This window comes from Hymenobacter fodinae (assembly GCF_004745825.1).
Taxonomy (GTDB): Bacteria; Bacteroidota; Bacteroidia; order Cytophagales; family Hymenobacteraceae; genus Hymenobacter; species Hymenobacter fodinae.
The window spans coordinates 589,368-612,618 of record NZ_SRLA01000001.1 but is presented as its reverse complement, the minus strand read 5'-3'; the positions used below and the strand labels follow the sequence as shown (position 1 = coordinate 612,618).

The window sequence follows — 23,251 nt, the reverse complement described above, 5'->3', positions numbered from 1 at the left end:
TCGGCTTGCATACGAAAAGTAGATGGGTGATGTAATGAGGTAGACTATGCGGTGCTAGGCCAGTATGAGGTTTGTAGCAAGTAGGGTTCCGTCTACTTATAGGCCACAGAAAGATGATGTGTCTTCTGCCTTGCTACCTTATCACCCCCTCACTTTCTCACCTCATCACCACCCTAGAAGAATTTCAGTAGCCACCCAATCATTTTTCTGACTTTGGGCGTGTAGGGCGGATACATAGTTTTAATGCCGGTGCGTCCTACGCGCTGCTTCAGCACGGATTTTTCGTTGCTGAACCCTACAAACCCCGCAAAGCCGTGAGCCTTGCCTAGGCCACTGTTGCCGAAGCCACCGAAGGGCAGGTCGGGGTGGGCCAGGTGCAGGATGGTTTCGTTGACGCAGGAGCCGCCGGCGGGAATATTCTGGAGCAAGTAGCGCTGATGCTCGGCACTTTGACTAAACACGTACAGGGCCAACGGCTGCAGACGAGAGTTTACCACATCGGTGGCTTCCATGAGGGTTCGGAAGGGAATGATGGGCAACAACGGCCCAAAAATCTCCTCCTGCATAATGCGGCTTTCGGCGGGGGCTCCTTCCAACAGCGTTGGCTCAATAAACCGCTGGCCGGCATCTACCATACCCCCAGAGAGGATGTTGGCACCCTGAGCTTGGGCATCTTCTAGCAAGCTGGCAATGCGCTGAAAGTGGTGCTGATTTACGATGCGGGCATACGACTTGGAAGCGGCTACCCCCTCTCCTTCAGGGTCATAAAAGCGCCTTACCACGTCTTTCATTTCCTCCACCAGCTTCTCCTTCACCGACTCCTGTACCAGCACGTAGTCGGGGGCCACACAGGTTTGACCGGCATTGATGCCCTTACCCCACATAATTTTCTCAGCGGCATCGCGCAGGTCGGCGGTATCATCCACAATTACGGGGCTCTTGCCGCCCAGCTCCAGGGTTACGCTGGCCAGGTGCTCGGCGGCGGCGCGCATCACTATTTTGCCTACCTGCGGGCTACCCGTGAAGAAAATGTGGTTGAAAGGCAGCTTCAGTAGTGCCGTGGCCACGTCTTTGTCGCCCTCTACCACGGTCACTTCGGCGGGGTCGAAGAGCTCACGGCACATGCGGGCAAGCAGGGCGGCTACCGTCGGCGTTATTTCGGAGGGCTTGATGATACAGGCATTGCCGGCGGCCAAGGCAGAGGCCAGCGGGTCGATGGCCAGGTAGAACGGATAGTTCCAGGGGGCAATAATCAAACAGACACCCTTGGGCTCATACTGCACCCAGTTGCGGGTGCCCATCAGCGAAATGGGGGTGCCCACGGGGCGGGGCTGCGTCCATTGCTTCAGATTGCGCAGCGTGTGCTTGATTTCTACCTGCGACGACCAGATTTCCGAGACGTCCGTTTCGGCGGCGGGCTTGCGAAAATCGGCGTAGAGCGCCTGCTGAATAGCGGCTCGGTTGTCATCAATCCAGCGGCTTAGCTTGCGGAGCCGGGCGGCCCTCGACTCCCACCCTTCCCGGCGCAGGGCCTCAGCCCGCGCCCGCTGGCGCTGAAAAAGCAGTTCAACCGAATCAGATGCAGCGGCAGCCGGGGCAGGAGCGGTATGGAGTTCCATATGGGACGTAAAACGGAAAAATCCGGATAAACCGGTGAATTACAAGGCAATCTATGTTAGTTCAGCTCAGATAACGGCATCTTTGCGCGCAAGTTTGGTTGCTGCCAAGCCCAGGGCCCACCGTGCGGACCCTGCTACAACTGATTAGCCTGGGAGATGCAAGATATTAGCCACCGGTTACGCAAGCTATTAGGGGTGTTAAACAGCTCAATAGATACTTTTTCGGAGACCGAGCTAGCCTATACTCCTGCTCCCGGGCAGTGGTCGAAGAAGGAGATTCTAGGCCACCTTATCGACTCGGCCGCCAACAACCACCGCCGCTTTGTGCTCAGCCAGCTAGAGCCCGAGCCCCTGCTTATCACCCCCTACGATCAGGACCAGTGGGTGATTCTGTCGCGGTACCAGCACACTCCCGCCGCCGAACTGCTGCAGCTCTTGACCTTATACAACCGGCAGATTGTGCGCCTGCTTGAGAACCTGCCCGAAAGCGCGGCCACCCAGCGCTGCGAGTTCGACAACGGCTACAGCGTTACGTTGCGCTGGCTGGCTGAAGATTATGTGATGCACCTAGAGCACCACGTGTACCAGATCATCAACCTGACCTCGGGCTAAGGCAAACATCTCCCGAACACAGCAAGTTGAAAAGAGTGGCCTAGCGGGGCACTATTTAGGGAGGCAACCGCGTTTACGGGGCTTGTCTTTCGTTTGCTGATGGTATTGTTTTCTATTGCGGCCGGTTTCCGGCGTACCTGCGCCCTGGGTTTGTTGCTTTGCGCGGGTGTTTTTGACACTTCTCAGGCTATAGTACCGGCAGGTACTCCTCAGGCTCCGACCCCGCACATTCGGGTGCGAGCTGTGGCGCCCGATGTGTTTGTGCACACATCGTACCGCTACCAGCCAGGCACGGCAGCCCCTATTCCCGCGAATGGGCTCATCGTAAAAACTACCAAAGGTGCTATTCTGCTGGATACGGGCTGGGACTCTGACCAGACCCTGCAACTCCTGCGCTGGGTGGCCGACAGCCTCCACCAGCGGGTGCGTATGGTTATCGTGACGCACGCCCACGAAGACCGCATGGGCGGTATGGCGGTGTTGCGGGCCAACAACATCAAGGTAGTGAGCAGCCAGCTGACTGCCGACCGCGCCACCGCCATCAAGGAAGATGCGCCTACGCCTGCCATCAAACCCTTTACCGTTATTGAGTCGGGCAAGACCCGGCTGGAGCTGTTCTACCCTGGCCCCGGCCATACGCCCGATAATTTGGTGGCGTGGCTGCCCAAGCAGCGGGTACTATTTGGCGGGTGCCTCATCAAGGAAATGGCCGCCGATACGCCCGGCAATATCATCGACGCCGACCTGAAGAAGTGGCCTAGCGCCGTAAAAACGGTGGCCGACCGTTACCCTCGCGCCCGCGTGGTGGTTCCTGGCCACGGCAACTGGGGCGGCCCCGAGCTGCTGCCCCACACCCTGGATGTGCTGCGTCGCCCCGGCCAACTGCCCCAAACGGCCCTAGGCAAGTAAAATCCTGGCGTGGCCGCGGCTTGGAATATAGAATAAAACCTATTTCCCTTGAACTATCCTGAGTAGCTTGCAGAAATTTATTCTGCTATCAGATGTTCACTCGACGCCAGTATTTTATCCGGGAGCATGTAGGCCTGTTCAAGCTCAAAGACACCTACGATATTCTTGACCCCGTAACCAACGAGCAAATTGGTTTTGCCACGGAAGCCACGCCCTCGTGGGCCGTATGGTTGCGCCTCCTGCTCAAGAAGCACATGCTGCCCGTAACCATTGCGGTGCGGGAACAGCCGGAGTCGGCACCCATGATTCAGATTCAGCGGGGCTGGACGTTTCTGCGCTCTAAGGTGCACGTGCTAGATGCTCAGGAGCAGCCAATTGGCTACTTCAAGAGCAAGCTATTTTCGTTCAGTGGGGGCTTCTACGTATACAATCTGCAGGATGAGCAGATTGCCGAAATAAGGGGCAGCTGGAAAAGCTGGGACTTCAAGTTTATCAGCGCCACGGGGCAGGAAATCGGCGTCGTGACCAAGAAGTGGGCTGGCCTAGGCCAGGAGCTATTCACCAATGCCGATAACTACCTGGTTTCCATCCATGACATGGGCGAAACCCAAGTGGCCTCCAATGCCCTGCTGCTAGCCGCTGGCCTAGCCATCGATACCGTTTTCAACGAGCAGCAATAGGCCTAGTGGCCTAGCGCAAGAAACCCCACTGCCCTGTCACTTGGCTGCGCGTTGCACGGCCAAGTGACAGGGCAGTGGGGTTTTAAAGCCTTACTTCTGTTTGGGCTTCTTGGTACTCCGGTGCTTTTTAAGGTACGCCTTGGCTTCGTTTGAGGCCTCCGATTTACGCTCCGCCTTGCTCTCCACTTCCTTATAGTAGCGAATGGCCTCGGCGGTGTCTTTCTGCTTCTCGGCAATGCGGGCCAGGTTCAGAAGGGCGTATAGGTAGAAGCCCTGTTTGGTGTCGCCGGTGCTTTCGGAGAATACTACGCAACGCTTATAGTAGTCTTGGGCTTTGGGCAGATCTTGGTACTGGTTCTGCATCAGGCTGCCCAGGAAGAAGGTAGCGTATCGCCCACTGATGGCCTCGTAGCCCGGTAAGCCCCGGTTTATCTTATCCAGAATATCCCGGCTTATCCGCTCACACTCGGGCAAGTAGCCCTGCTGGTAGCAGGTAAGCGCATAAAACCGCTGGAAATAGCCGTTGTCGGGGTAGGCTTTGGCCATTTGCTGGGCAATGGGGAAGGCCTCCTCCGGTTTGTTTTCCTGGTTCTGCAGAATCTTCATCAGGAATACCTTGGCCTCGTTGGAGGTGTAAAAGCCATTTTGGGCCACGCTACGCAACTGCTGCAGGCCTAGCTGGCGGTTGCCCTTCGGGAAGAACAACAGCACCGGCTTCAGAAGCTTGTAGTTATCTGAAATCCAGACGGCGTAGTAATTGATCAGCGCCTGCCCGAACAAGAACTCGGGGCTGAGCCCGTTGGCTTCCTGGCTTTTATCGAGGTAATCGAGGGCCCGCTTGCTGGAGAAAGTGGCCTGGCGCCAGTTGTGGCGCTCCGCGTTCAGGCGAGCATCGAAGCCATAGGCCGCCGAGAGAAAGAAGCAGGCCTCATAGTTTTTCTTATCCCGCTTATACTGGGTTTCGGCTTTGGTTATGGCCGTATCCATGTAGGCGAAGAACGTTTTGTCGTAGAGCTCGGTGGTAATGTTGGTGGGCATAATCTTCCACCACGTGTTCAGGCCTAGCAAGAAGTACGGCATGGGGTGGTCGGGGTAGCGCCGCCGCAGGGAGCGAAATTGCTTTTCCGCTTTGTCGTACTTGAAGTTGTACATGTTTTGCACGGCCCCCTCCAGCTCCGTCTGAATGTCTTTGTCGAGCAGCAGCCAGCCTTTGGTATCTACCGCATTCGGGGCCACGTCCACGTTGTCCAGGTCCACTCGGCGGGTGGGTTGGGGCTGGGTAGGAGCAGGTGTAACGGGCTGTTGCGCTTGGGCCCGCAGCCCAAGTAACAGCAATAAGCAGAACAGTGTAAAACGCATATCGACCACTTGAACCCTTAATGTTATAAAAAAGGTCGGAGTTGCTCTCAAATTGAGAACGTTTGTAACCGCCGGAAAGGTGCGGCCCATTAGTACCCGCATTCGTAAACCTTGTTGCAGGCCCTTTCTGCTACCGTTTTGCCTGCCTTTCCTATTTTGCTGGTATGAACCGCTTCGACCGCATCACGGCTATTCTGATTCAGCTGCAGGCCAAACGAATTGTGAAGGGCCAGGACCTAGCCGAGCAGTTTGGCGTGAGCCTGCGCACCGTGTACCGCGACTTGCGCACCCTGGAAGAGGCTGGTGTACCTCTCTATGGGGAGGCGGGTGTGGGCTACTCATTGGTGGAGGGCTACCGGCTGCCGCCCGTGATGTTTACGCGCGAAGAAGCCACGGCCCTGCTCACAGCTGAAAAGCTGGCCGCCCAACTCACCAACCCCCACATGGCTCAACTTAGCAAGGCCGCCATGGACAAGCTGCGCGCGGTGCTAGGCCACTCCGACCGTGACTATCTGGCCGAGCTTAGCCCCCGCCTCACAGTGCTGCAGCCCTGGATGTACCGCGGGGCCACTCCGCCCCCGAGCGATACCCACCAGCTGCTGCTCACCAGCGTGACCACCCACCGGGTAGTGGCCCTAGACTACCGGGCCGGCTACCACGGTGCCGCCACGCAGCGCGAGGTAGAGCCCATTGGGCTATACTTTGGGCAGTACTGGCACGTAGTGGCCTACTGCCGCCTGCGCCAGGAGTACCGCGACTTTCGCCTCGACCGCATAATGAGCCTGCAGCTACGTGATGAGCACTTTGCGCCCCGCCCCGAAACCCTGCAGTCGTACTGGGCTGAGCGGGCACGGCAGCACCCCGGTACCACGGTGGTAGTTCGGCTACGGCCCGAGGCCCTGGCCTACGCTCACGAGAACAAGCACTACTTCGGGTGGCTGCGGGAGCAGGAAACGACCGAGGGGCTAGTGGAGATGACCTTGCAGCCTATGCACCTGGAGAGTATTGCTCGGTGGCTGCTGCTGTTCGGCCCGAAGGTGACGGTGGTGTCGCCGCCGGAGCTGCAGCAGCGCCTGCAGGAGCTGGCTCGGGAGGCCTACGAACATTTTTCTGCCACTCCGGCAAACCTACTGACATAGGGCTGTCAGTGGTGGGGGCGAGCTTTGGAATATCTTCCACATCACCCCATCACCGCCATGGAAACCACTCTTGCCACCCTGCTCGCCCTCTCTTTGCTGCCCGAGCTAGCTCACGAACTCACGCTTACGCGCCGCGTGCTAGAGCGCCTACCCGCTGCGCAGTTTGGCTGGCAGCCCCACCCCAAGTCCATGACCCTAGGCCACCTCGGCGCCCACACCGCCGACCTGTTGGGCGGCATCAAAACGACCTTTGAAACTACGGAGCTGAACCTAGCCACGTACGCCGACCATGCCCCCACGCCGCCTAGTAGCACCGAGGAGTTAGTGCAGCGCCTAGAAGCTAACGGCGCTGCTGCCCACGAAACGCTGTCAGAGGCCGACGCGGAAGCCTTTGCGGAAACCTGGACGTTGCGGTTTGGGGAGCAAATCATTATGCAGCAGTCCCGCGCCAACATCGTTCGGCATTTAATCAACCATACCATTCATCACCGCGGGCAGCTCTCCGTGTACCTGCGCCTGCTAGATGTGCCGGTGCCCGCCATCTACGGTTCTTCCGCCGACGAAGCTATGGTCTTCTAGGCCACTCCTTGAGGGTTACTAAGGCGGCCAAAGCTTTCGTAGCTTTGGCCGCCTGCGGCTATACTGGCCTAGGGCCGGCATCTGCGCTTTGGGCCGTTACCACCGCTTTCGTTCATGTTGCATCGGCACTTCCTGCTTTTCAAACCCTACGGTTACCTCAGTCAGTTTACTAGTGAATTTCCGCGGGAGGCCCGTAAAAAGCGGTTTTTGGGTGAGCTGCACAACTTTCCGGAAGGAACCATGGCCATTGGCCGCCTCGACGAACACAGTGAAGGCCTGCTCCTGCTCACCACCGATGGCCGGGTAAGCGAGCAAGTCCGCAGCCGCCACGTAGAGAAGGAGTACTACGCCCAGGTCGACGGCCTCATCACCGACGAAGCTATTGCTGAACTACAGCAAGGCGTAGAGATTGGCCTGCCCGATGGCCGCTACCACACCCTGCCCAGCCGCGTGCGGCGCCTAGAAGAAGCGCCCGATCTGCCCCCGCGCGGCCGCCACATCCGCTCGGAGCGCCATGGCCCCACCAGCTGGGTTTCAATCATCGTCACAGAGGGTAAGTTTCGGCAGGTGCGCAAAATGACGGCCGCGGCAGGTTTTCCTACGCTGCGCCTCGTGCGGGTGCGCATTGGTAATGTGTGGGCAAGTGGCCTAGCCCCAGGCGAAGTACAAGAAGTAGCGGGGTTTGATTGTTAAGGGTTGCTGGTGATGAGGTTTTAGGGGAATGGAGTAAGAGAGTGATACACTTCGCACCTCGTCACCTTATTATTACCTCCTTACTCACAGCAACAGCACATCAATGCGGTGGGCGTGTACCATTTCCAGGGTTACAGACCAGGCAAAGAGGGTGAAGTAGCCGTCTTGGGAAGCAACTAGGGCCAGAGAGTCGCGCTGGTCGTACACGAATTGGGCAGCGGCCAAGTGCCGGGTACCACCGTTTTGGGCCGGGTGCAAGTGTTGCTCGATGCTGCCCACTACGGGCTCCGTGAGCACCATTTTATCAACGGGGGTGCTATGCTCGGCGCGGGCCACTTTCGCCCCAAAAGCCAGCAGATGATAGTCGCGGGTAATGACGGTAGCCCCATCTACGGCCGTGAAGCCGCCCACAATGCCAATGTTGCGCAGCAGCCCATCTTGCCATTTGCGCTCGGTCTGGTCTTCGCGCTGCATCTCGGCAATACCCATGTAGGCGGGCGTTACGGGGTAGGTCATGGGCTGCACAATGGAGGACTGCCAGCTTTGCGAGTTGGGCGGTACAATCAGAACCAGCCCCCCGCGGCCGTGGGCGCGCATGGCCGAAGCCAGCTCTACCAGCACATTATCGGTTTCGCCCATCTCGGTAGCCAGCGTCTGCTCCGGCAAGAAGGCCTGCAGGGCGGGGCAGTCAGCCACGGCGGCATTATCGGCATCTACTAGCTGCAACTGGTCGCCGCGCAGAATGGCCACGTTCACGAATTTGCCGAACCCATCGGCGCGGCGGTGCTTCACCACCAGCAAACCGGGCTCAATCACCTCCAGCACAAAGCATAGGGGTGGAATGCCAATGGCCGTGCCCCATACGTACAACCCATCGGCATCGTACCACACGCCCAAATGAATACCCGGTTGCTCTACGGCCGGCGCCAGCTTCAGCAGGTTGTAGGGCATGAGGCGCCGCTTGTGGGCAAACACTACCGGCTGCAGAGCTTTGTCGGGTGGCAGCAGGGCCAGCGAAATTTTAGGCGAATAGCCTTCCTCGCGGCGCAGGCTGGCCCAAAAGGCTACGTCAATGATGGTTTCTACCCACTGCACATCGGGCGGAGGGGCCAGATGAGCTACGTCGCGGGGGCGTGCCGCGGCCCGGTGCCGGGCAAAGTGGGTTTCAATCATGGGCGCCACCACGCGGGCCGCCAGATAGGTGGGTTCGGAGAGCATAGCCAGTACGTTCGGGGCCGGTGCGGTACGGATGCCGCCCAAGCCCCGCAGTTCAGTGCATAAATACGCAGGCTAGGGCTATTGTTCTAGGCCTAGGCCTAAGCCACTCACCTAGTCTTATTCTGACCGGCTATCCTGCACTTGCCAGAATAAGCGGTAGCTTTACCAGCTTATTGGCGTATTCTTATTTCGGAGCGGTCTGGGAGTTGAGAAGGTGAAGCTGTTGAGAGCTGACCTGGCCACTACGAACCTAGCGGGGCAAAGCTTCTAGCGCCGAGCTTCGGCAAGCCCTTTATACCTTATAGTATTTATTGAATTTATGAACGCTAACCCGTTCAAAATTGTCGTAATATGATCATCTATTCCCCCCACCCTCTGATTTCGCACAGCACACTAAATCGTCACGACTACTAACACATATGGGTAAATCGCAAGCCACTTTCGGTAAGAAGGAAAACGAAAAGAAACGCCTGAAAAAGCGTCAGGATAAGGAAGAGAAGCGCGAAGAGCGTCAGGCCAACGCCAAGAAAGGCCAGGCCCTGGAAGAAATGCTGGCCTACGTAGATGAAAATGGCAACATCTCCTCTACGCCCCCAGACCCCAAGAAGCGCAAGGAAATCAAGACCGAGGACATCCGCATTGGGGCGCTGAAGCAGGAAGATCTGGAGCAGGAAGACCCAGTGCGCAAAGGCACGGTTTCCTTCTTCAACGACTCTAAGGGTTACGGCTTCATCAAGGATACCGAAACTCAACAGAGCATATTCGTGCACGCCAATGCTCTGGGCGGCATCACCATCAAGGAGAACGATAAAGTGACTTTTGAGGTGGAAATGGGCCCCAAAGGTCCGAGCGCCTTCGGCGTGAAGCTCCAGGCATAGGGTCTACTCCCGCTGATACCAGAAGAGGCTGAAGCTCCTAGAGCTCCAGCCTTTTTCCGTTTATTGAGTCATATTTATGGCTATTTGTCTCATGTAGATAGCCAGATCCAATATTCGGTTATTGTTGCTTTGTATGTATTACAATGATTACTAAGGCGCAACTAGAAATTTATCGGCGCCACTGGGGTAACCAGGAATTGCTATTGCGGGAAGGCCAACCTGCTGAAATAGCAGCCGCGAGAGAAACGTGGAGCCTTATGGAAGCACTGATTCAGGATACCCGGCGCATCAACAGCGAGCTGGTTTCACTGGAAACAGCGGCCGAATTGCGCGCCACCATTCAGCGCAACACAGCGGACGAGGCCACACGCCAGTTGCTGCAGAAACTGGCCCACGACTGGCCTCGCATTCGGCCCAGGCTGCCACTGTTCCTATTCCAGAGACTCTTATCGGGCATGCTTATGCCATTGGTCGTCGTGACTAACCCTTCGTCTTGGCTGGAGGACTGGGGTCAGAATGCTGCGGGCAGGCTAGTGTTAAAGGGACTAGTGCTTGTGCTGTTTTGGCTACTGTACAAGGCTGGTACGGTATACTTGCTGCGACTGATAGAGCCCTGAGCTTTAACCAATTATTCTTATTAAGATAGGACCACACGTGTTCTAACTGCAAGCGGTTGCGGCACGCATCGTCTGCCCCTCTTCAATCCGTAGAAGCTGCTAGAACGCGTCTTACTGCGTACAGAGCCAACAGAGGCCTGTGGCCAGAAGTAACCCTAGACCAGCTAGCGTAAGGGAGTGGCGGCCGTAGTCTGGCGCACAAACAGCAGGGCGTCGAAGGCTTCGGTCAGCTTAAAGTTTGAGTAGCTATCAGGGCCGCTGCCGGGACCGTAGCCTACAAAACGCAGGGGGCGCCGAAGGTTTTGCGGCCCAAGTTGCTGGGTGCTTAGGTAGAATACGGGGGCACTCACGCTACTGAGCGAGGCCTCCCAAGAGCCCGCCAGGGGCACCTCCAGAGGGTAGCTGGCCATGGGGCTGGAGCGAGTGATGTGGCCGTCGGTGGTGGCGGCGAAGGTGCCGGTGGCGGTGCTGGTGCCCAGCACGAAGTATTGTCCGGGGAACATCCGCTCCAGAAAAGCCCCCGTGCCACCGCCATTGCCGGGGTCTTCGGCCATGGCAATCTTGCGCGACACGTGCGCATCGTGGGCCCATACAATCACCTTGGCGTCGTTGTCGCGCACCAGAAACTTGGTCATCTCAGCCATGAGACTGTCGCGGGAGGTGTCGCGCTTATTCACAGTAAACTGGTAGAAGAGATCAAAGGCCATCTTGGCGTCCAGTGCAAACCCCTCGGCCAGCTGCCGCTGCTTGCGGGGCAGGCGGGCAGTGGACAAGGCTTTCTGAATTTTCTCGGCGGTGTAGTATCCTTCTAGGCCACCGTCAAGCCACCGCCGCCGGGGCACCTTAAAGCCTTTTTTGTTGATGTTGTCCCAGATAGAGTCCTGGAGTAGGGCGTGCTTGGTGAGTTGGGCGGTCAGCTCTTGTAGGCCACTCTTGGGGTAGCGGACAGCCAGGGCGCTCAGTTCTCTGGCTTCGGGCAGCACGTAGGCGGCGTCAATTCCGCGCACCTGCACCTTCCGGCGGTGAGTGCGGTTGTGAGTCTGCACCCAGTTAAGTAGTTCGGCCGTTTCCTGGTTTTGCCAGATGCTGTACAGGTGGGCCTTCATTAGGGGTTCGACGGCGGCGTTGGGCTGGCGCAGGCCTTCGTTGAGTAGGTAGGTATCGGTGTAGTCATTCTCGAAGGCCACCTGGGAAAAGCCGTGTTCCTCCATCAGGATGCGCGTCAGCCAGAAGCGTAGCTTGTAGAACTCGGCGGTGCCGTGGGTGCCTTCGCCCAGGGCCACCACCTTCTTGCAGGCCATTTGCTTTACCAGAGGCTGCACGGCCGCCCGAAACTCAGCGAAGCTCTGGGTGCTCACAGCCTTAACTAGGCTGGCATCGAGCGTGATGGGCGTGGTATCAGTGGGAGCGACGGGGGCAGCGGCAGCCGGGGCCGACTGGCCTAGGGCGGTGAAAGCAGTGGTGGCGAACAGAGCCGAAGCGAGCAAGGAGCGGAAGATGGCTTTCATGGGGTTGGGAGTTGGAAGGGTTGCTGATTTGCCCGCCGTTTGCCGACCGGGAACGATGCAAAACAACGCCCCCCGCTCCGCTCCTACCGGCGTTCTTCGACCAGCCCGCCCCCATTTCCGACTAATGCAAAAGCCTGCTTTTTTGGTCGAAATTTCACCCTTGTTGGTCGAAAAACGCCGACCTGCGAGTGGCCTAGGGCCGAAAAAACCGCCACCTTCGCCGCATGCCCACCACCGCCACCGACCGCCCCAGCCGCTTTCCGCTACTCTTCGAGTTCCTCATCTGGAGCCTGTACGTGGGCATGTATAAGTATGCCGCTTATATGGATACTGTGCCGCAGAAGGCAACTGACCGGGCCAACTTCCCCTACCCCCAGCTTATCCTTTTTGCGCTGGTGGCTACGGTCTACATCATTCCGTATTACCGGTGGCTGGTGCCTACCCTGCTGCGGCGTCGCCAATACGTGCTGCTAGGCGTGGTGGCGGTGCTGTATGTGTGGTGGGGCATCAAGCTGAATGTGGCCGTGGCGCACTGGCTGTTTCAGTTTATTGCCAGTCCGCCGTTGCTGCAGGGCTTCTACCACCAGGGCTTTGTGGAGGCTGCCGCGCAGTTGCTGGCTGTGCGTAACACCTACATCAGCTTGCTTTTTACCGATATGCTGGCGTTTAGCTGCGTGGCGTTCGTACGGTTGGCCTTCGAGCACGAGTACCGCCGCCGCCACCTTGAGCGCGACCACTTGGCCCTGCAGCTAGAGCAGCTCAAGAGCCAGTTGCAGCCCCACTTTCTGTTCAACACCCTCAACAGCATTTACGGCCTTAGCTTGGCGGGCTCCCCCGAAACCCCGCGCTTCATTCTCCTGCTCTCGGAGCTGATGCGCTACGTGCTCTACGACAGCGGTAAGGAGTACATCAGCCTGCCCGAGGAGGTGACCTTTCTGGAAAACTACTTTGAAATGGAGCAGCGCAAGTACGCCGGAGCCAGCATCCGGCTGCGCACCGAAGGCACCACGACTGGCCTACAGGTGCCGCCTCTGCTCTTGCTGCCCCTGGTAGAAAACAGCTTCAAACACGGCCGTCACCACTTTTCCGATGCCGCCAGCGTGGAGGCCACTCTCACTGCCTCACCCGGCCGCCTGCACTTCCTCATTGAAAACGACATGCTGCCCGAGGCCCCGGCAGCCAGCCCCCGCCGCAGCGGCGGCATCGGCCTGCAGAACATCCGCCAGCGCCTGAACCTGTATTACCCCAACGCTCACGAGCTTTACCTCTCCCAGCACAACGGCCGCTACCGCGCCGAGCTGACGCTGCAAGTGGCCTAGAGCTGTACCAGTAACTAGTTCCCCTCCTCAGCTGAGGAGGGGAACTAGCTTTTCAGTACGTTTTATCCCCTATTTTCTACCTATGACTACTACACCCGCCCCAGTGCGTTGCCTAATTGTAGATGATGAACCCCTGGCCCACCAAGTACTTTCGCAGTTTATTGGCCAGACACCGGGGCTCACGCTCACGGGTAAGTGCCGCAATGCCATGGAAGCCCACGAACACCTGCTGCAGCACCCCGTGGATCTGCTGTTTCTGGATATTGAAATGCCTTTGGTGAGTGGCCTACACTTCCTAAAAAGCCTGCAGCACCCGCCTAAAACGGTGCTTACCACCGCTTATCGTGAGTACGCCTACGAGGGCTACGAGCTGGATGTGCTGGATTACCTGCTCAAGCCTTTCAGCTACGAGCGATTTATGAAAGCCATTTCGCGCCTGCCCGCCGTGCAGCCCGCCCCACCCGCCGAGGCCACGGAGGAGCGCTACATCTTGGTGAAAGAGCGCCAGGGCCTGTTAAAGGTGCCCCACCGGGAAATCATTTACGTGGAGGGCTGCAAAGATTACGTGAAGCTCATCACGGCTACCAAAACCTACCTGCTGCACCAAACCATGAAGGATATGGTAGAAACGCTGGGCTCTAACTACCTGCGCGTGCACCGTTCCTTCATTGTGGCCACTGCGCACATCAAGCTGCTTCAGCCCGATAACGTAGTGCTGACGGATAACACCTACATCCCCATCGGCAACTCGTATAAAGCCGAGCTGCTGGCATTTTTCAAGAAATAAAACGCACTGGGGAAAGCAACCCGTTTTCCTCCCTGATACCGGCAGCAGGCTTGGCTCTCCTTACGGTTTGGGCTTCAGCAAGTACGTTATGGAGGCCTGCAACACTTGGTTCTTCAGGTCATCTCGGGAGGCGTAGGCCAGTTCATTTCCGCGGTTGAAGGCAATGAGCCCTGAGGCGCTCCGTAGGTCTACCCCGAAGCCAGCAGGCAGTTGCATACCTAAGCCAGCACAAAGGCTTACATCAATCCGCCGATAACGATCTGCAGCAGAACGATCTATTTGGCGCTCAGTGGTGCCGGCAATAGTACCAATGTATTCTGTTCCTTTCTCGTGCGCGGCCACCAAGAAGCCTGCCTGGGGCCCGGCCTCGAGGTAGAATTTCCCGAAGGTAGCACGCAGCATTATGGGCACCTGCAGGTAGGAGCGGTTAAGCCGAACCCGGGCACTATAACCAGCATCTGCAATGCTATAGTCATCTACCCGCAACTGCATAGTCTGGCGACTGAAGGCCACTTCTGGCACCAGAGATATGTGCTCAGTAAGCTTGTGCGCGTAGAATACTCCCGCTTGGTAGCCGATGTATTCATTCGCACTAACATCACCATAGGTGCCATTGGATTTTGAGTTTAGCAAGGTGGTATTCAGGCCACCTCGCAGCCCAAGTTGCGCCTGAGCACTACCTACCACAGCTAAACCAGCCAGAAGTAGAAGGATACGTTTCATGTGTAGAGCGGTAAAATAGAGCTAATGTTTGCCTTAAGATCTTAGTTGGGGCAGGAACAGTTGCATGCGGCTGCTATATACCCCAAACTATATCAATAGCTCCGGGCTCTTGCTTGCAGCATCAGGTAGACCTTATTTGCATAGCACAGGCGTGCTCTAGGCCACTTAGCGCCTCGGCGCGCTAGCGATGCACATCTTGCACCTCTCCGTCGGGGGCCTTTACGCGCGGGCGGTTTCGCTTTTTCCAAAGGCGTATGGCTATGCTGAACACCAGCAGGCCTACAGCCACCACTCCTCCCGATATAAGCAGAAGCCAGGGCGTCAGGGGTACGGGCCCGGGGTTGCCGGAGGGCGTACGCATAAGGCCCAGGGCTATTCGTAGAGTCTGGAATGACAGGTACTCCATGCGCAGGTACAGAAGCGTGCACAGGATGAACGTGGCCGTAACAACCGCTTTGTGCCTAAGATAAATGGAGGCCAGCAGCATCAGCAAGGTATACAGCAGCGCTGCTACCAGTAGGCCACCAATGCCTCCTGCCAACAACAACGTGTACTTTTCTTCCCGCTCTCCAGCGTAGGCCAGGGCAGGCCACAACAAACCGGCGCCCACCACCATCCCTATCGTCAGCTTCTTCATTACCTAAAGATAAACACGTCCAGCGGGCGCATCCAAGCCCAACAGCCCTGAAACTTACCCCCTTTAAGCCGCCCGCTATGAAGCATTTAGGTGGCGCGCCCAAAACTTCCTCGGTGGCGCAAAAAAAGGCTGAAGCAGATAGTGCTTCAGCCTTTTTACGCGGGCCTGATTTACCCACTTAAGTTTACGGACCTAGAGGCCTGCACCTTCCATGGAGGCCAGGCTCTCTTCGGCGGCCGCGGCATCGGGATTAGGTGTGGCGGCCGGAGTGCTTTTGCGGCGCTGACCCAGGTAGCCCAAGCCTACGGCCAGCAGCGCCGCGCCGCCCAGCACTTTCTGGGTGGTGCTGAGCTTGCCTAGGCCAGTGCCTTTGCCCAGCTTCTTCAGCGACTTGCCCGCGCCAGCAAATAGCGTGGTTTTCTTGGCTTTGCTACCCTTAACGGATTTCTTCTTGTTCTTATCCTTTTTCATGATGCAGGTTACTACGTGAGAGAGTTGGTTTACGCAGAAATAGAGCTTGTTAGACAAGGCTATTCGCAATTGGCGAGGTAAGGTTGCTTCAGGCCAACCCACGGCGGCGGCCGGCAACTAGCTGGCCTACTTCTAGGCCACTCTGGAGTGCTTTAGCTAAAATCAATGCTGGAAGAATCTTCGGCAGAAGCTTTGCGAGCCGCGTGCCCATGCCCTTTACCGGCCTTGGGGCCTTTGCGGCTTTTACGTGGCACAGTGGCCGCTCTGATGGGTGCCTCCTCTTCCTCATCGTCGGCTTCCGTAGCAGAAGTCTCCTTTGCATCCGACAGCTTGGGCCAGTCGAACTTCGGCGTGAAGCGGGAGCTGTCGTCGGAGCCCTTGCGTTGATCCAGGTAGATGAGGCCCGCCGCCGTTAGCACCAAGCCCCCCACCAGCTTCTGGCCCAAGCTAAGCTTCCCGATTTCATTCGTGATCTTCCGAAACTTCTTGATAGATACCACCGCCGCGTCGAGCACGTCTTCCGGCACAGCGTCCTGAACCTGTTTCGCCTTCTTCTTATTTTTCTTGTGCTTGCCCATAGGAGTGCAGATAGAAGTACCGAGAGAACCGCCTGCTTGGGGCGGGCGAAGTCCCTTCGCCATTGCCCCCCGCAGACTACGGTATTCGCAGAGCCTCACCGTAAGGTTTCCGTAAAGTCTAGGATACAGCCCTACGGTGCAGCTTGTTACGCTGCGCTAGTCAGCCTAGAGTGGTAGATGAACTAGCCTACTCGTTTGCAGCCCTCAATGATGGCTGCTACCCCACTCGGTGCTGGTACCACACGTAGCATAGAGCCACATTACTAGCTTCGCAGTCTATCTACTAGGTCAAGAAGTAATGTCGCAATACCCCCTGCTAGTTGGCGCATTTGCACGCGCTGCCCAGGCTATCCAGCCCATACATTTGGCTTATTAACTGCTACTCCTTACTGCTATGCGCAAACTTAAGCTACAAGTTTAGATGACCATTGACGGATTTATTGCCGGCCCTAATGGCGAGATGGACTGGATGACATTCAACTGGGACGACCAGCTCAAAGCGTACGTGACCGAGCTTACCAACTCACTAGATTGCATTGTGCTGGGCCGCCACCTGGCGCAAGGCTTCATCCCGCACTGGGCTGCTGTAGCCGCCGACCCTACCAACCCGGATGCTGAAGCGGGTCGCAAATTCACCGACACTCCTAAAGTGGTATTCAGCCACACCCTACAGCACTCAGAGTGGCCAAACACCACGTTGGCTACCGGCGACGTGGTGGAGGAAATCAGGCTGCTGAAAGCGCAACCCGGCCAGGATATCATTGCCTACGGCGGAGCTACGTTCGTTTCCTCCCTCATCCAGCACAATCTCATCGACGAGTATCATTTGTTCGTCAACCCGGTGGCTATTGGTCGTGGCCTACCCATCTTCACTGGCCTAGAAGGCACGCAGCCCCTCACCCTGATTAAAGCTGCCGCCTTCGACTGCGGAATTGTGGTACATCACTATGAACCTCAGCGCAGCTAAGTACGGCTAGGCCAGCCGATAGCTGAACTGCTCTCTATTATACAAGCGCCCCCCTAAAAGGCCCGACGCTACTGTAACGTCGGGCCTTTTAGAAGTGGCTGCTTACTAGCCTGGCCTAGCAGGCACTTGAGAAGTTGGTTTAGTGCACTGTTACAGCTTATACAGCTGCTTTACTCCCTCTATCAACGAGGTGGGTTGCCGGCCTAGTACCGTGGCCAAATCGGTACTTACTACGTCTTCCTGCCCGTGCTTGATGTCGGTCATGAAGCCGATAGTGCGCTCAATGGCTACTTCCGGCACGCCTCGTCCGCGCATCCTATCAGCCAGTACGCTGCTTTCCACATCGGTGTAGGCCACTTGCCGGCCTGATAGCTCCGTTAAGGCCGCAGCTAGGTCGTGGAAAGAGTACGCCTCGGCCCCGGTAAAGTGGTAGATGCGGTTGTCGCAGGTATCCGCTAGCAGCACCTTGGCAATGGCTTCGCCCATTTCGCTGCGTAGCGCGTAGGCCACTTTGCCTTGGCCGCCGGGCAGGTTGATGCCCGTTTCCAGCACCGTGGGGCCGGTAAACAGCGGCAGCGTATCCATGTACAAGATGTTGCGGAAGATGATATGCGGCAGCCCGCTGGCCTGGATGTAGGCTTCGGTCTGGAAGTGGCGCACCATGAGCTGGTTAACCAGCGTAGCCGGGTCACGCAGGGCCCGGCTGGTGTAGGCTAGGCAGCTAACCCCCGCTTTATTGGCGGCATCTATCACGTTGTAATGCTGCTGCAGGCCATCTTCTTCGCCCCCACCCGATATTAGCAGCACCTTCTCCACACCTTGCATGGCCCGGTCGAGAGAAGCGAGGTCGTTGTAGCTGCCCACCCGGATGCTTACGCCCTGAGCTTGCCAAGCTACGGCTTTGGTCTCATCCCGCACTAAGGCGGCTATGTGCTGGGCAGCAGTACGCTGTAGGAGCGTTTGCAGCACGGCCCCTCCTAAGCGGCCCGTTGCTCCGGTTACTAAAATCATGGCAAAGTGAGTTTGCGTGAATACTGAAACGTCATTCACCAAAGCCCCCAACAGACAAGTGCATGGGGTGATGAATGCGGTTTCAAAATTCAGTGCTTCGGCCCGTCGGCAGAATGGCCACAGGGCGGCAAACCATGGCCAAACGGCGGCAAGAGTGGCCTAGCTAGCCTGCCGGTACGCCACCGGCGACACGCCCGTGCTGCGCTTGAAAAACCGGCTGAACGCAAACTGATCGGTAAACTGCAGGTCGGCGGCAACTTGGTACACGGTCAGGGCGGGGTTTTGCAGCAGGGCTTTGGCTTCCAGTACCACCGCCTCGGCAATCCACTCACTGGCGGTGCGGCCAGTAGCTTCTTTTACCAGCTCAGTCAAATGTTTGGGCGTGATGCACAGCGCGGCGGCGTAGAAATGAACGGTACGCTCGGTGGCACAATGCACCTGCACCAACTGCCGGAAGCCCGCCGCCAGTTGCTGACTGCGAGTGGCACCCCGTCCCAGCTCGCTCGGCAGCTGGTCGTAGAGGGCGCCTATCTCATACAGCAAGCTGTTGAGGATGTTCTTCAGGATGTTGTCGCGCTGGGCATTAGGGGTGTTGTACTTCTGCTCCAGAAACCGGAACGATGAGGCTATGCTGGCGGCTTCGGCGGCCCCCAGCGGCAGAACGTGGGTGGGCGGCGTCACAAAAAAGCGGAGCTTGCCCGTGGCCGCGTTGTTAGTCGTGATGAAGTCCTTGGTAAAAAAGATGGACAACGTCTCATAGTCTGCGCTGACGCGTCCCCACTCCTTGATTACGTCAGGAGTAGCCAGCACCAGGCAGCCGGGCGTCACCACGTACGGCGCCAGGTTTACCTTGAGCTCAGCAGTACCGTCCAGGCACAGGCTAATTTTATAATAGTCGCCGCGGTACCGCTGGTGCAGCGGAATCTGAGGCTTAACCGAGCCATACTTAGGGAAGAATACCTCCGTAGCGCCAAGGCCATCAGTGGCAAACGCCTGCAGCTGATAAGTAGGAATATGCTCACTCATAGGACAACGGCTGGGAAGCTTCTTTTAGGCTTACTAAATTTAAAAGTAGCTAGGAAACAGAAACAAGTCAGACGTGGCTTATGCTTTCAGCCGTAGCCTCGGGCCAGAACTCAGCAGCAGTAATTTCTAGCTACTACCCGGCAGCATCCTAAGCCGCCGATCGGCATTAGTGCTGAACGACACTTTTTACGGTACAGCCTAGTACTCTGCAGCTTGCACCACAAGCACAGTAAGATAAAGCGTAGCGCTGACCTCCTTGAATTGTTAAGATTTGCGCTTACGATGCTCTTGTTTTATTACAGCTATATTTGAAAACCACCAAACTCAACTATTTGGTGGTGACTGTCCTAACCAACCAATTCACCTTCCTTTATGAACAAGCTTTATTCGTTCCTGCGCCGAGCAGCCACGGGGTGGCTGCTCGGCGCCGCGGCCCTGCTTAGTTGCTGGCCGTCTCAAGCCAGCGCCCAGACCAAAAGCGCCAAGCGGGGCATTGCTTACGGCTACCACTCAGCGGCCGACCTGCAGGCCCTGGCCCCCGGCATTAGCTGGTGGTACAACTGGTACTCAAAGCCCGAAGCCGGGGCGGCCAGCGTTTACACTGGCCTAGGAGTTGATTACGTGCCCATGCAGTGGGGGCGCGACCTGGATGGGGCACCCTTTACCGCCGACCGACTAGCCGCTAACATTCAAGCCGGGGCCAAGTACTTACTGGGGTTCAACGAGCCCAACTTCCGCAGTCAGGCCAACCTCACGCCTACCCAGGCGGCGGCCCTCTGGCCTACGCTGCAGGAAGTAGCCCGCCGCAAAAACCTCAAGCTTGTGTCGCCGGCCGTGAACTACTGCGGCGACTGTGTATCGGAAAACGGCACCACCTACTACTCGCCCACGCAGTACCTAGACGCCTTCTTTGCCGCCTGCCCCAGCTGTCAGGTCGATTATATTGCCGTGCACACCTACGTATGTGAGGAGCAGTGGCTGCGCGATAAGATTGGGGAGCTGAAGAAGTACGGCAAGCCCATCTGGCTCACGGAGTTTTCGTGCGGCGATAAACCCCAGGACCAAATTACGCTGGACGTGCAGAAGCGCTACCTTACTGCCGCCGTAAATTATTTGGAGAACGAGCCAGCGGTGTTTCGCTACGCCTAGTTCTCGGGCCGCAACAATGAGATACCCAATATCAACCTGCTCGGGGCCGCTTCGGGCCAGCTCACTGAGCTAGGCCAGCTGTACGTGAGCCTGCCCTTCAGCGGTAGCACCCCCACCACTCCTACTACGCCTACTCCGGCCACTACCCGCCTTACGCCCGTGGCCGCAATGGCTTCATCCAGTGAAAATACGGGTACTACTGCCGCCAAGGCCATTGATGGCAATATGACTTCTCGCTGGGCCAGCGCCTTCGCCGATCCGCAGTATCTGCAGCTCGATTTGGGCGCAGTGAAGGATATCTCGCGGGTGAAGATCTACTGGGAAGCCGCGTACGGCAAAGACTACCAGCTGCAAACCTCCCTCGATGGCGCCTCCTGGACCTCCATTCACTCGGTCATTAACGGCGATGGTGGCCTAGACGATATTACGGGCCTGGCCGGTCGGGGCCGTTACTTGCGTATATATGGTACCCGCCGTGCTACCACCTACGGCTACTCCATCTATGAGGTAGAAGTGCACGGTCCTGCCGCCACTACTGCTACTGCCATCAACCTGGAGGCAGAGGCCTACAGCAACATGTTGGGAGTGCAAACCCAAACGACCACCGACACGGGCGGCGGCCTAAACGTGGGCTACATTGATGCCGGCGACTGGCTGGCCTACAGCAACGTCAACTTCCCCACTACCGGCACTTACACCATCGAGTACCGCGTGGCTAGCCCTAGCGGTGGCACCTTGTCATCGGATCTGAACTCGGGCTCTACTCAACTGGGCAAAATGACCATTCCGGCTACCGGCGGCTGGCAAACCTGGACCACCGTATCGCAGACGGTGAGCGTGACGGCCGGCACCTACAGCTTCGGGGTGTTTGCGCAAACCGGCGGCTGGAATCTCAACTGGCTCCGCATCAGCCCAGCCAGCAGCACCGCTACTACCACCACCTCTGTTGCGGCCGCCACTGCTACTGCGCCTGCCGTTCAGCTGTACCCCAACCCGGTAACCGATAAGCTGCGCCTCACCTCTACCGTGCCCCTGACCGGCAGCCAATACCAGATTACGGATGCGTATGGCGTGGTACAAGCGCAGGGTACCTTGGGCAGCAGCAACGAGATTAACGTAGCCTCGCTGCGGACTGGCGTATACACACTGTTGCTTATCACCAAAGACCAGCAGAGAATGACTCAACGGCTGGTAAAAGAGTAGATCGGTCTTTTGCCAATAGTCTGAAAGGTCAGTTCAACCGTATCCTTTCTCAGCAAAAAGCGGCTGAAGCTACGAGAGCTTCAGCCGCTTTTCTGTGTTTACCATAGCACTGGTAGGTCCAGCACTGGCCTAGCTGATAGGCCTAAGCAGCCGGTCCCAGCGGATTTTGTGCAGTAGGTCAGCGTTGGGGTCAATGGAGAGCCATACGAAAACGGCCTTGCCCACGATGTAGTCTTCGGGTACGAAGCCCCAGAAGCGGGAGTCCTCGGAATTGTGGCGGTTGTCGCCCATCATGAAGTAGTAGTTCTGCTTGATGGTGTAGCGCGTAAGCGGCTGGCCGTTTTGGTAAATGCGGCCGTTTTGCCAGGTAACGCCCTTGTTGCCCTCGTAATGAGCCACCAGAGCGTAATAAGCCGCGGCGTTGGCTGGGGTAAGCGTTATCGTTTGGCCCTTACGGGGCACGGGCAGCGGGCCGTACTCATCTAGCTGCCAGTGGTGGGGCTGACTGCTGAGGGCAGCATTTGGGTTGTGAAAGTCGGCTACGTCTGGAAACAGCCGGGTTTGGTACTCAGGGACGGTTAGGCCTTTCACGTACGGTTGGCGGCGGAAGTACTCGGCCACCTCGGGCGTGCAGCTGATGAGGAAACCGGGCTTGCCGGTGGCGGGGTCGGTGGTGGCCTGCGGGATGCCGTCGGGTTCGTTATAATCTACCACGCCGTGGTCGTGCAGGGCTTGGCGCACGGCATCATCGGGGTGGTCTACTTGCAGGAAGTAGGTGTTCTGGAGCTTTCCGGCTACTGCCCCGGGCTGGCCATTGACGAACACCTGCCCCTGCCTAATCTCTAGGGTGTCGCCGGCTACGGCCACGCAGCGCTTAATCAGGTGGGTGCGCATATCGGCGGGGCGCTCCAGCTCGTGGGGCACATGAAAGACTACCACGTCATTGCGCTGTACCGAGCTGAAACCGGGAAACCGATAGGTAGGTAGCTGAATGGCGTCCGAGTAGCTTTTCACCTCAGTACCCCAAAACTTCTGGTGCGTAAGCGGGACCTGCAGGGGCGTTTGCGGCGTGATAGGGCCGTAGTGCAATCGACTCACGAATAGGTAGTCGCCTACCTTCAGCGAGTTTTCCATGCTGGGCGTGGGAATGGTGTAGGCCTCTACCGCCGACCACCGAATAAACGTAGCCGCCATTACGGCAAACACTACAGCATCGCGCCACTCGCGGGCCGGGCTCTTAGGGGTAGAAGGCTTGGCGGCTGCACGGCGCCAGAAGCGGAAGAGGTTCATAAGAGGTTAGTTAGAGGTGAGGCAGATACACGGCTACTTAAGAACGTCATGCTGAGCTTGTCGAAGCATCTCTACCGCTTCGTTGCTAGGCCAGTGATTAGCCAGAGATAGAGATGCTTCGACTAGCGGACGCCAGATGAGGCATGACGGACATACTTCAGCCAAAGCCTTAGCTGCAGTGAATTAGCAGATGCTTCAAACATATTTTATACACTATACTATATGGATAACGCAGCTCTACCTTCTCTTGGTATATATGCGCAAAAGCGGCTAGAGCGT

General features: G+C 57.4%; 24 protein-coding genes. 13 read left to right on the top strand and 11 right to left on the bottom strand.

Going from position 1 to position 23,251, the window contains the following annotated elements; translation table 11 throughout:
• Nucleotides 1–173: 173 nt before the first annotated feature.
• Nucleotides 174–1,619 carry an aldehyde dehydrogenase family protein gene (locus tag EU556_RS02620; protein WP_135430759.1) on the bottom strand — a complete coding sequence of 482 codons (1,446 nt, stop codon included), beginning with the start codon at nucleotides 1,617–1,619 and terminating at the stop codon, nucleotides 174–176.
• A 156-nt stretch (nucleotides 1,620–1,775) separates the two neighbouring features.
• Here EU556_RS02620 and EU556_RS02615 point away from each other — a divergent pair, with 156 nt between their 5' ends.
• From EU556_RS02615 to EU556_RS02605, 3 genes are all read left to right on the top strand, one after another.
• A complete protein-coding gene (locus EU556_RS02615) occupies nucleotides 1,776–2,231 on the top strand; it encodes a DinB family protein (RefSeq protein WP_135430758.1) in 456 nt (151 codons plus the stop codon).
• Nucleotides 2,232–2,330: 99 nt separating this feature from the next.
• Complete coding sequence (bla, locus tag EU556_RS02610) at nucleotides 2,331–3,140, top strand: subclass B1 metallo-beta-lactamase (protein WP_135430756.1); 810 nt, start codon at nucleotides 2,331–2,333, stop codon at nucleotides 3,138–3,140.
• A gap of 92 nt (nucleotides 3,141–3,232) precedes the next feature.
• Nucleotides 3,233–3,820 (top strand): phospholipid scramblase-related protein, encoded by a 588-nt coding sequence (locus EU556_RS02605; RefSeq protein ID WP_135430754.1) that lies wholly within the window; start codon nucleotides 3,233–3,235, stop codon nucleotides 3,818–3,820.
• Nucleotides 3,821–3,910: 90 nt separating this feature from the next.
• Here EU556_RS02605 and EU556_RS02600 read toward each other — a convergent pair whose 3' ends face one another.
• Nucleotides 3,911–5,179, bottom strand: coding sequence for a tetratricopeptide repeat protein (locus EU556_RS02600; RefSeq protein ID WP_135430752.1), 1,269 nt, complete (start codon nucleotides 5,177–5,179; stop codon nucleotides 3,911–3,913).
• Between the two features lie 164 nt (nucleotides 5,180–5,343).
• Between EU556_RS02600 and EU556_RS02595 the strand changes: the two genes are divergently transcribed.
• The 3 genes from EU556_RS02595 (at nucleotide 5,344) to EU556_RS02585 (ending at nucleotide 7,590) form a co-directional block, all read left to right on the top strand.
• The gene (locus tag EU556_RS02595; RefSeq protein ID WP_135430750.1) at nucleotides 5,344–6,318 is read left to right on the top strand and encodes a helix-turn-helix transcriptional regulator; all 975 of its coding nucleotides are present in this window, start codon (nucleotides 5,344–5,346) and stop codon (nucleotides 6,316–6,318) included.
• 57 nt (nucleotides 6,319–6,375) lie between these two features.
• Nucleotides 6,376–6,897, top strand: a complete 522-nt coding sequence (locus tag EU556_RS02590; RefSeq protein WP_135430749.1) for a DinB family protein — start codon at nucleotides 6,376–6,378, stop codon at nucleotides 6,895–6,897.
• Nucleotides 6,898–7,011: 114 nt separating this feature from the next.
• Nucleotides 7,012–7,590 (top strand): pseudouridine synthase, encoded by a 579-nt coding sequence (locus EU556_RS02585; protein ID WP_210116207.1) that lies wholly within the window; start codon nucleotides 7,012–7,014, stop codon nucleotides 7,588–7,590.
• 84 nt (nucleotides 7,591–7,674) lie between these two features.
• Here the strand turns inward: EU556_RS02585 and EU556_RS02580 are convergent, their stop codons facing one another.
• A complete protein-coding gene (locus tag EU556_RS02580) occupies nucleotides 7,675–8,808 on the bottom strand; it encodes a putative sensor domain DACNV-containing protein (protein WP_135430747.1) in 1,134 nt (377 codons plus the stop codon).
• A gap of 419 nt (nucleotides 8,809–9,227) precedes the next feature.
• Between EU556_RS02580 and EU556_RS02575 the strand changes: the two genes are divergently transcribed.
• Nucleotides 9,228–9,686, top strand: a complete 459-nt coding sequence (locus EU556_RS02575; protein WP_135430745.1) for a cold-shock protein — start codon at nucleotides 9,228–9,230, stop codon at nucleotides 9,684–9,686.
• Between the two features lie 257 nt (nucleotides 9,687–9,943).
• Nucleotides 9,944–10,303: a hypothetical protein gene (locus tag EU556_RS02570; RefSeq protein WP_135430744.1), complete on the top strand. Its 360-nt coding sequence runs from the start codon at nucleotides 9,944–9,946 to the stop codon at nucleotides 10,301–10,303.
• A 164-nt stretch (nucleotides 10,304–10,467) separates the two neighbouring features.
• Here the strand turns inward: EU556_RS02570 and EU556_RS02565 are convergent, their stop codons facing one another.
• A complete protein-coding gene (locus EU556_RS02565) occupies nucleotides 10,468–11,811 on the bottom strand; it encodes an erythromycin esterase family protein (RefSeq protein WP_135430742.1) in 1,344 nt (447 codons plus the stop codon).
• A gap of 224 nt (nucleotides 11,812–12,035) precedes the next feature.
• Here EU556_RS02565 and EU556_RS02560 point away from each other — a divergent pair, with 224 nt between their 5' ends.
• Together EU556_RS02560 and EU556_RS02555 are read left to right on the top strand one after the other, a co-directional pair.
• Nucleotides 12,036–13,130: a sensor histidine kinase gene (locus EU556_RS02560; RefSeq protein ID WP_135430740.1), complete on the top strand. Its 1,095-nt coding sequence runs from the start codon at nucleotides 12,036–12,038 to the stop codon at nucleotides 13,128–13,130.
• Nucleotides 13,131–13,212: 82 nt separating this feature from the next.
• The gene (locus EU556_RS02555) at nucleotides 13,213–13,917 is read left to right on the top strand and encodes a LytR/AlgR family response regulator transcription factor (RefSeq protein ID WP_135430738.1); all 705 of its coding nucleotides are present in this window, start codon (nucleotides 13,213–13,215) and stop codon (nucleotides 13,915–13,917) included.
• Between the two features lie 60 nt (nucleotides 13,918–13,977).
• On the opposite strand, the gene EU556_RS02550 is transcribed toward EU556_RS02555, so the two are convergent.
• From EU556_RS02550 to EU556_RS02535, 4 genes are all read right to left on the bottom strand, one after another.
• Entirely contained in the window at nucleotides 13,978–14,640 is a 663-nt protein-coding gene (locus EU556_RS02550) for a porin family protein (protein ID WP_135430736.1), read from the bottom strand.
• Between the two features lie 181 nt (nucleotides 14,641–14,821).
• Nucleotides 14,822–15,277, bottom strand: coding sequence for a DUF4381 domain-containing protein (locus EU556_RS02545; RefSeq protein ID WP_135430735.1), 456 nt, complete (start codon nucleotides 15,275–15,277; stop codon nucleotides 14,822–14,824).
• Between the two features lie 192 nt (nucleotides 15,278–15,469).
• Nucleotides 15,470–15,748: a hypothetical protein gene (locus EU556_RS02540; RefSeq protein WP_135430733.1), complete on the bottom strand. Its 279-nt coding sequence runs from the start codon at nucleotides 15,746–15,748 to the stop codon at nucleotides 15,470–15,472.
• 152 nt (nucleotides 15,749–15,900) lie between these two features.
• Nucleotides 15,901–16,326 (bottom strand): hypothetical protein, encoded by a 426-nt coding sequence (locus EU556_RS02535; RefSeq protein WP_135430732.1) that lies wholly within the window; start codon nucleotides 16,324–16,326, stop codon nucleotides 15,901–15,903.
• Nucleotides 16,327–16,747: 421 nt separating this feature from the next.
• Between EU556_RS02535 and EU556_RS02530 the strand changes: the two genes are divergently transcribed.
• Nucleotides 16,748–17,293, top strand: coding sequence for a dihydrofolate reductase family protein (locus tag EU556_RS02530; protein ID WP_245327377.1), 546 nt, complete (start codon nucleotides 16,748–16,750; stop codon nucleotides 17,291–17,293).
• Nucleotides 17,294–17,443: 150 nt separating this feature from the next.
• Here EU556_RS02530 and EU556_RS02525 read toward each other — a convergent pair whose 3' ends face one another.
• Nucleotides 17,444–18,304, bottom strand: coding sequence for an SDR family oxidoreductase (locus tag EU556_RS02525; RefSeq protein ID WP_135430730.1), 861 nt, complete (start codon nucleotides 18,302–18,304; stop codon nucleotides 17,444–17,446).
• Nucleotides 18,305–18,463: 159 nt separating this feature from the next.
• A complete protein-coding gene (locus EU556_RS02520) occupies nucleotides 18,464–19,330 on the bottom strand; it encodes an AraC family transcriptional regulator (protein WP_135430729.1) in 867 nt (288 codons plus the stop codon).
• 372 nt (nucleotides 19,331–19,702) lie between these two features.
• Between EU556_RS02520 and EU556_RS26270 the strand changes: the two genes are divergently transcribed.
• Nucleotides 19,703–20,479: a glycoside hydrolase family protein gene (locus EU556_RS26270; protein ID WP_210116206.1), complete on the top strand. Its 777-nt coding sequence runs from the start codon at nucleotides 19,703–19,705 to the stop codon at nucleotides 20,477–20,479.
• An 84-nt stretch (nucleotides 20,480–20,563) separates the two neighbouring features.
• Nucleotides 20,564–21,682 carry a carbohydrate-binding protein gene (locus EU556_RS26265; protein WP_210116205.1) on the top strand — a complete coding sequence of 373 codons (1,119 nt, stop codon included), beginning with the start codon at nucleotides 20,564–20,566 and terminating at the stop codon, nucleotides 21,680–21,682.
• 129 nt (nucleotides 21,683–21,811) lie between these two features.
• Here the strand turns inward: EU556_RS26265 and lepB are convergent, their stop codons facing one another.
• Nucleotides 21,812–22,972 carry a signal peptidase I gene (gene lepB / locus EU556_RS02505; RefSeq protein ID WP_135430727.1) on the bottom strand — a complete coding sequence of 387 codons (1,161 nt, stop codon included), beginning with the start codon at nucleotides 22,970–22,972 and terminating at the stop codon, nucleotides 21,812–21,814.
• Nucleotides 22,973–23,251 lie beyond the last annotated feature (279 nt).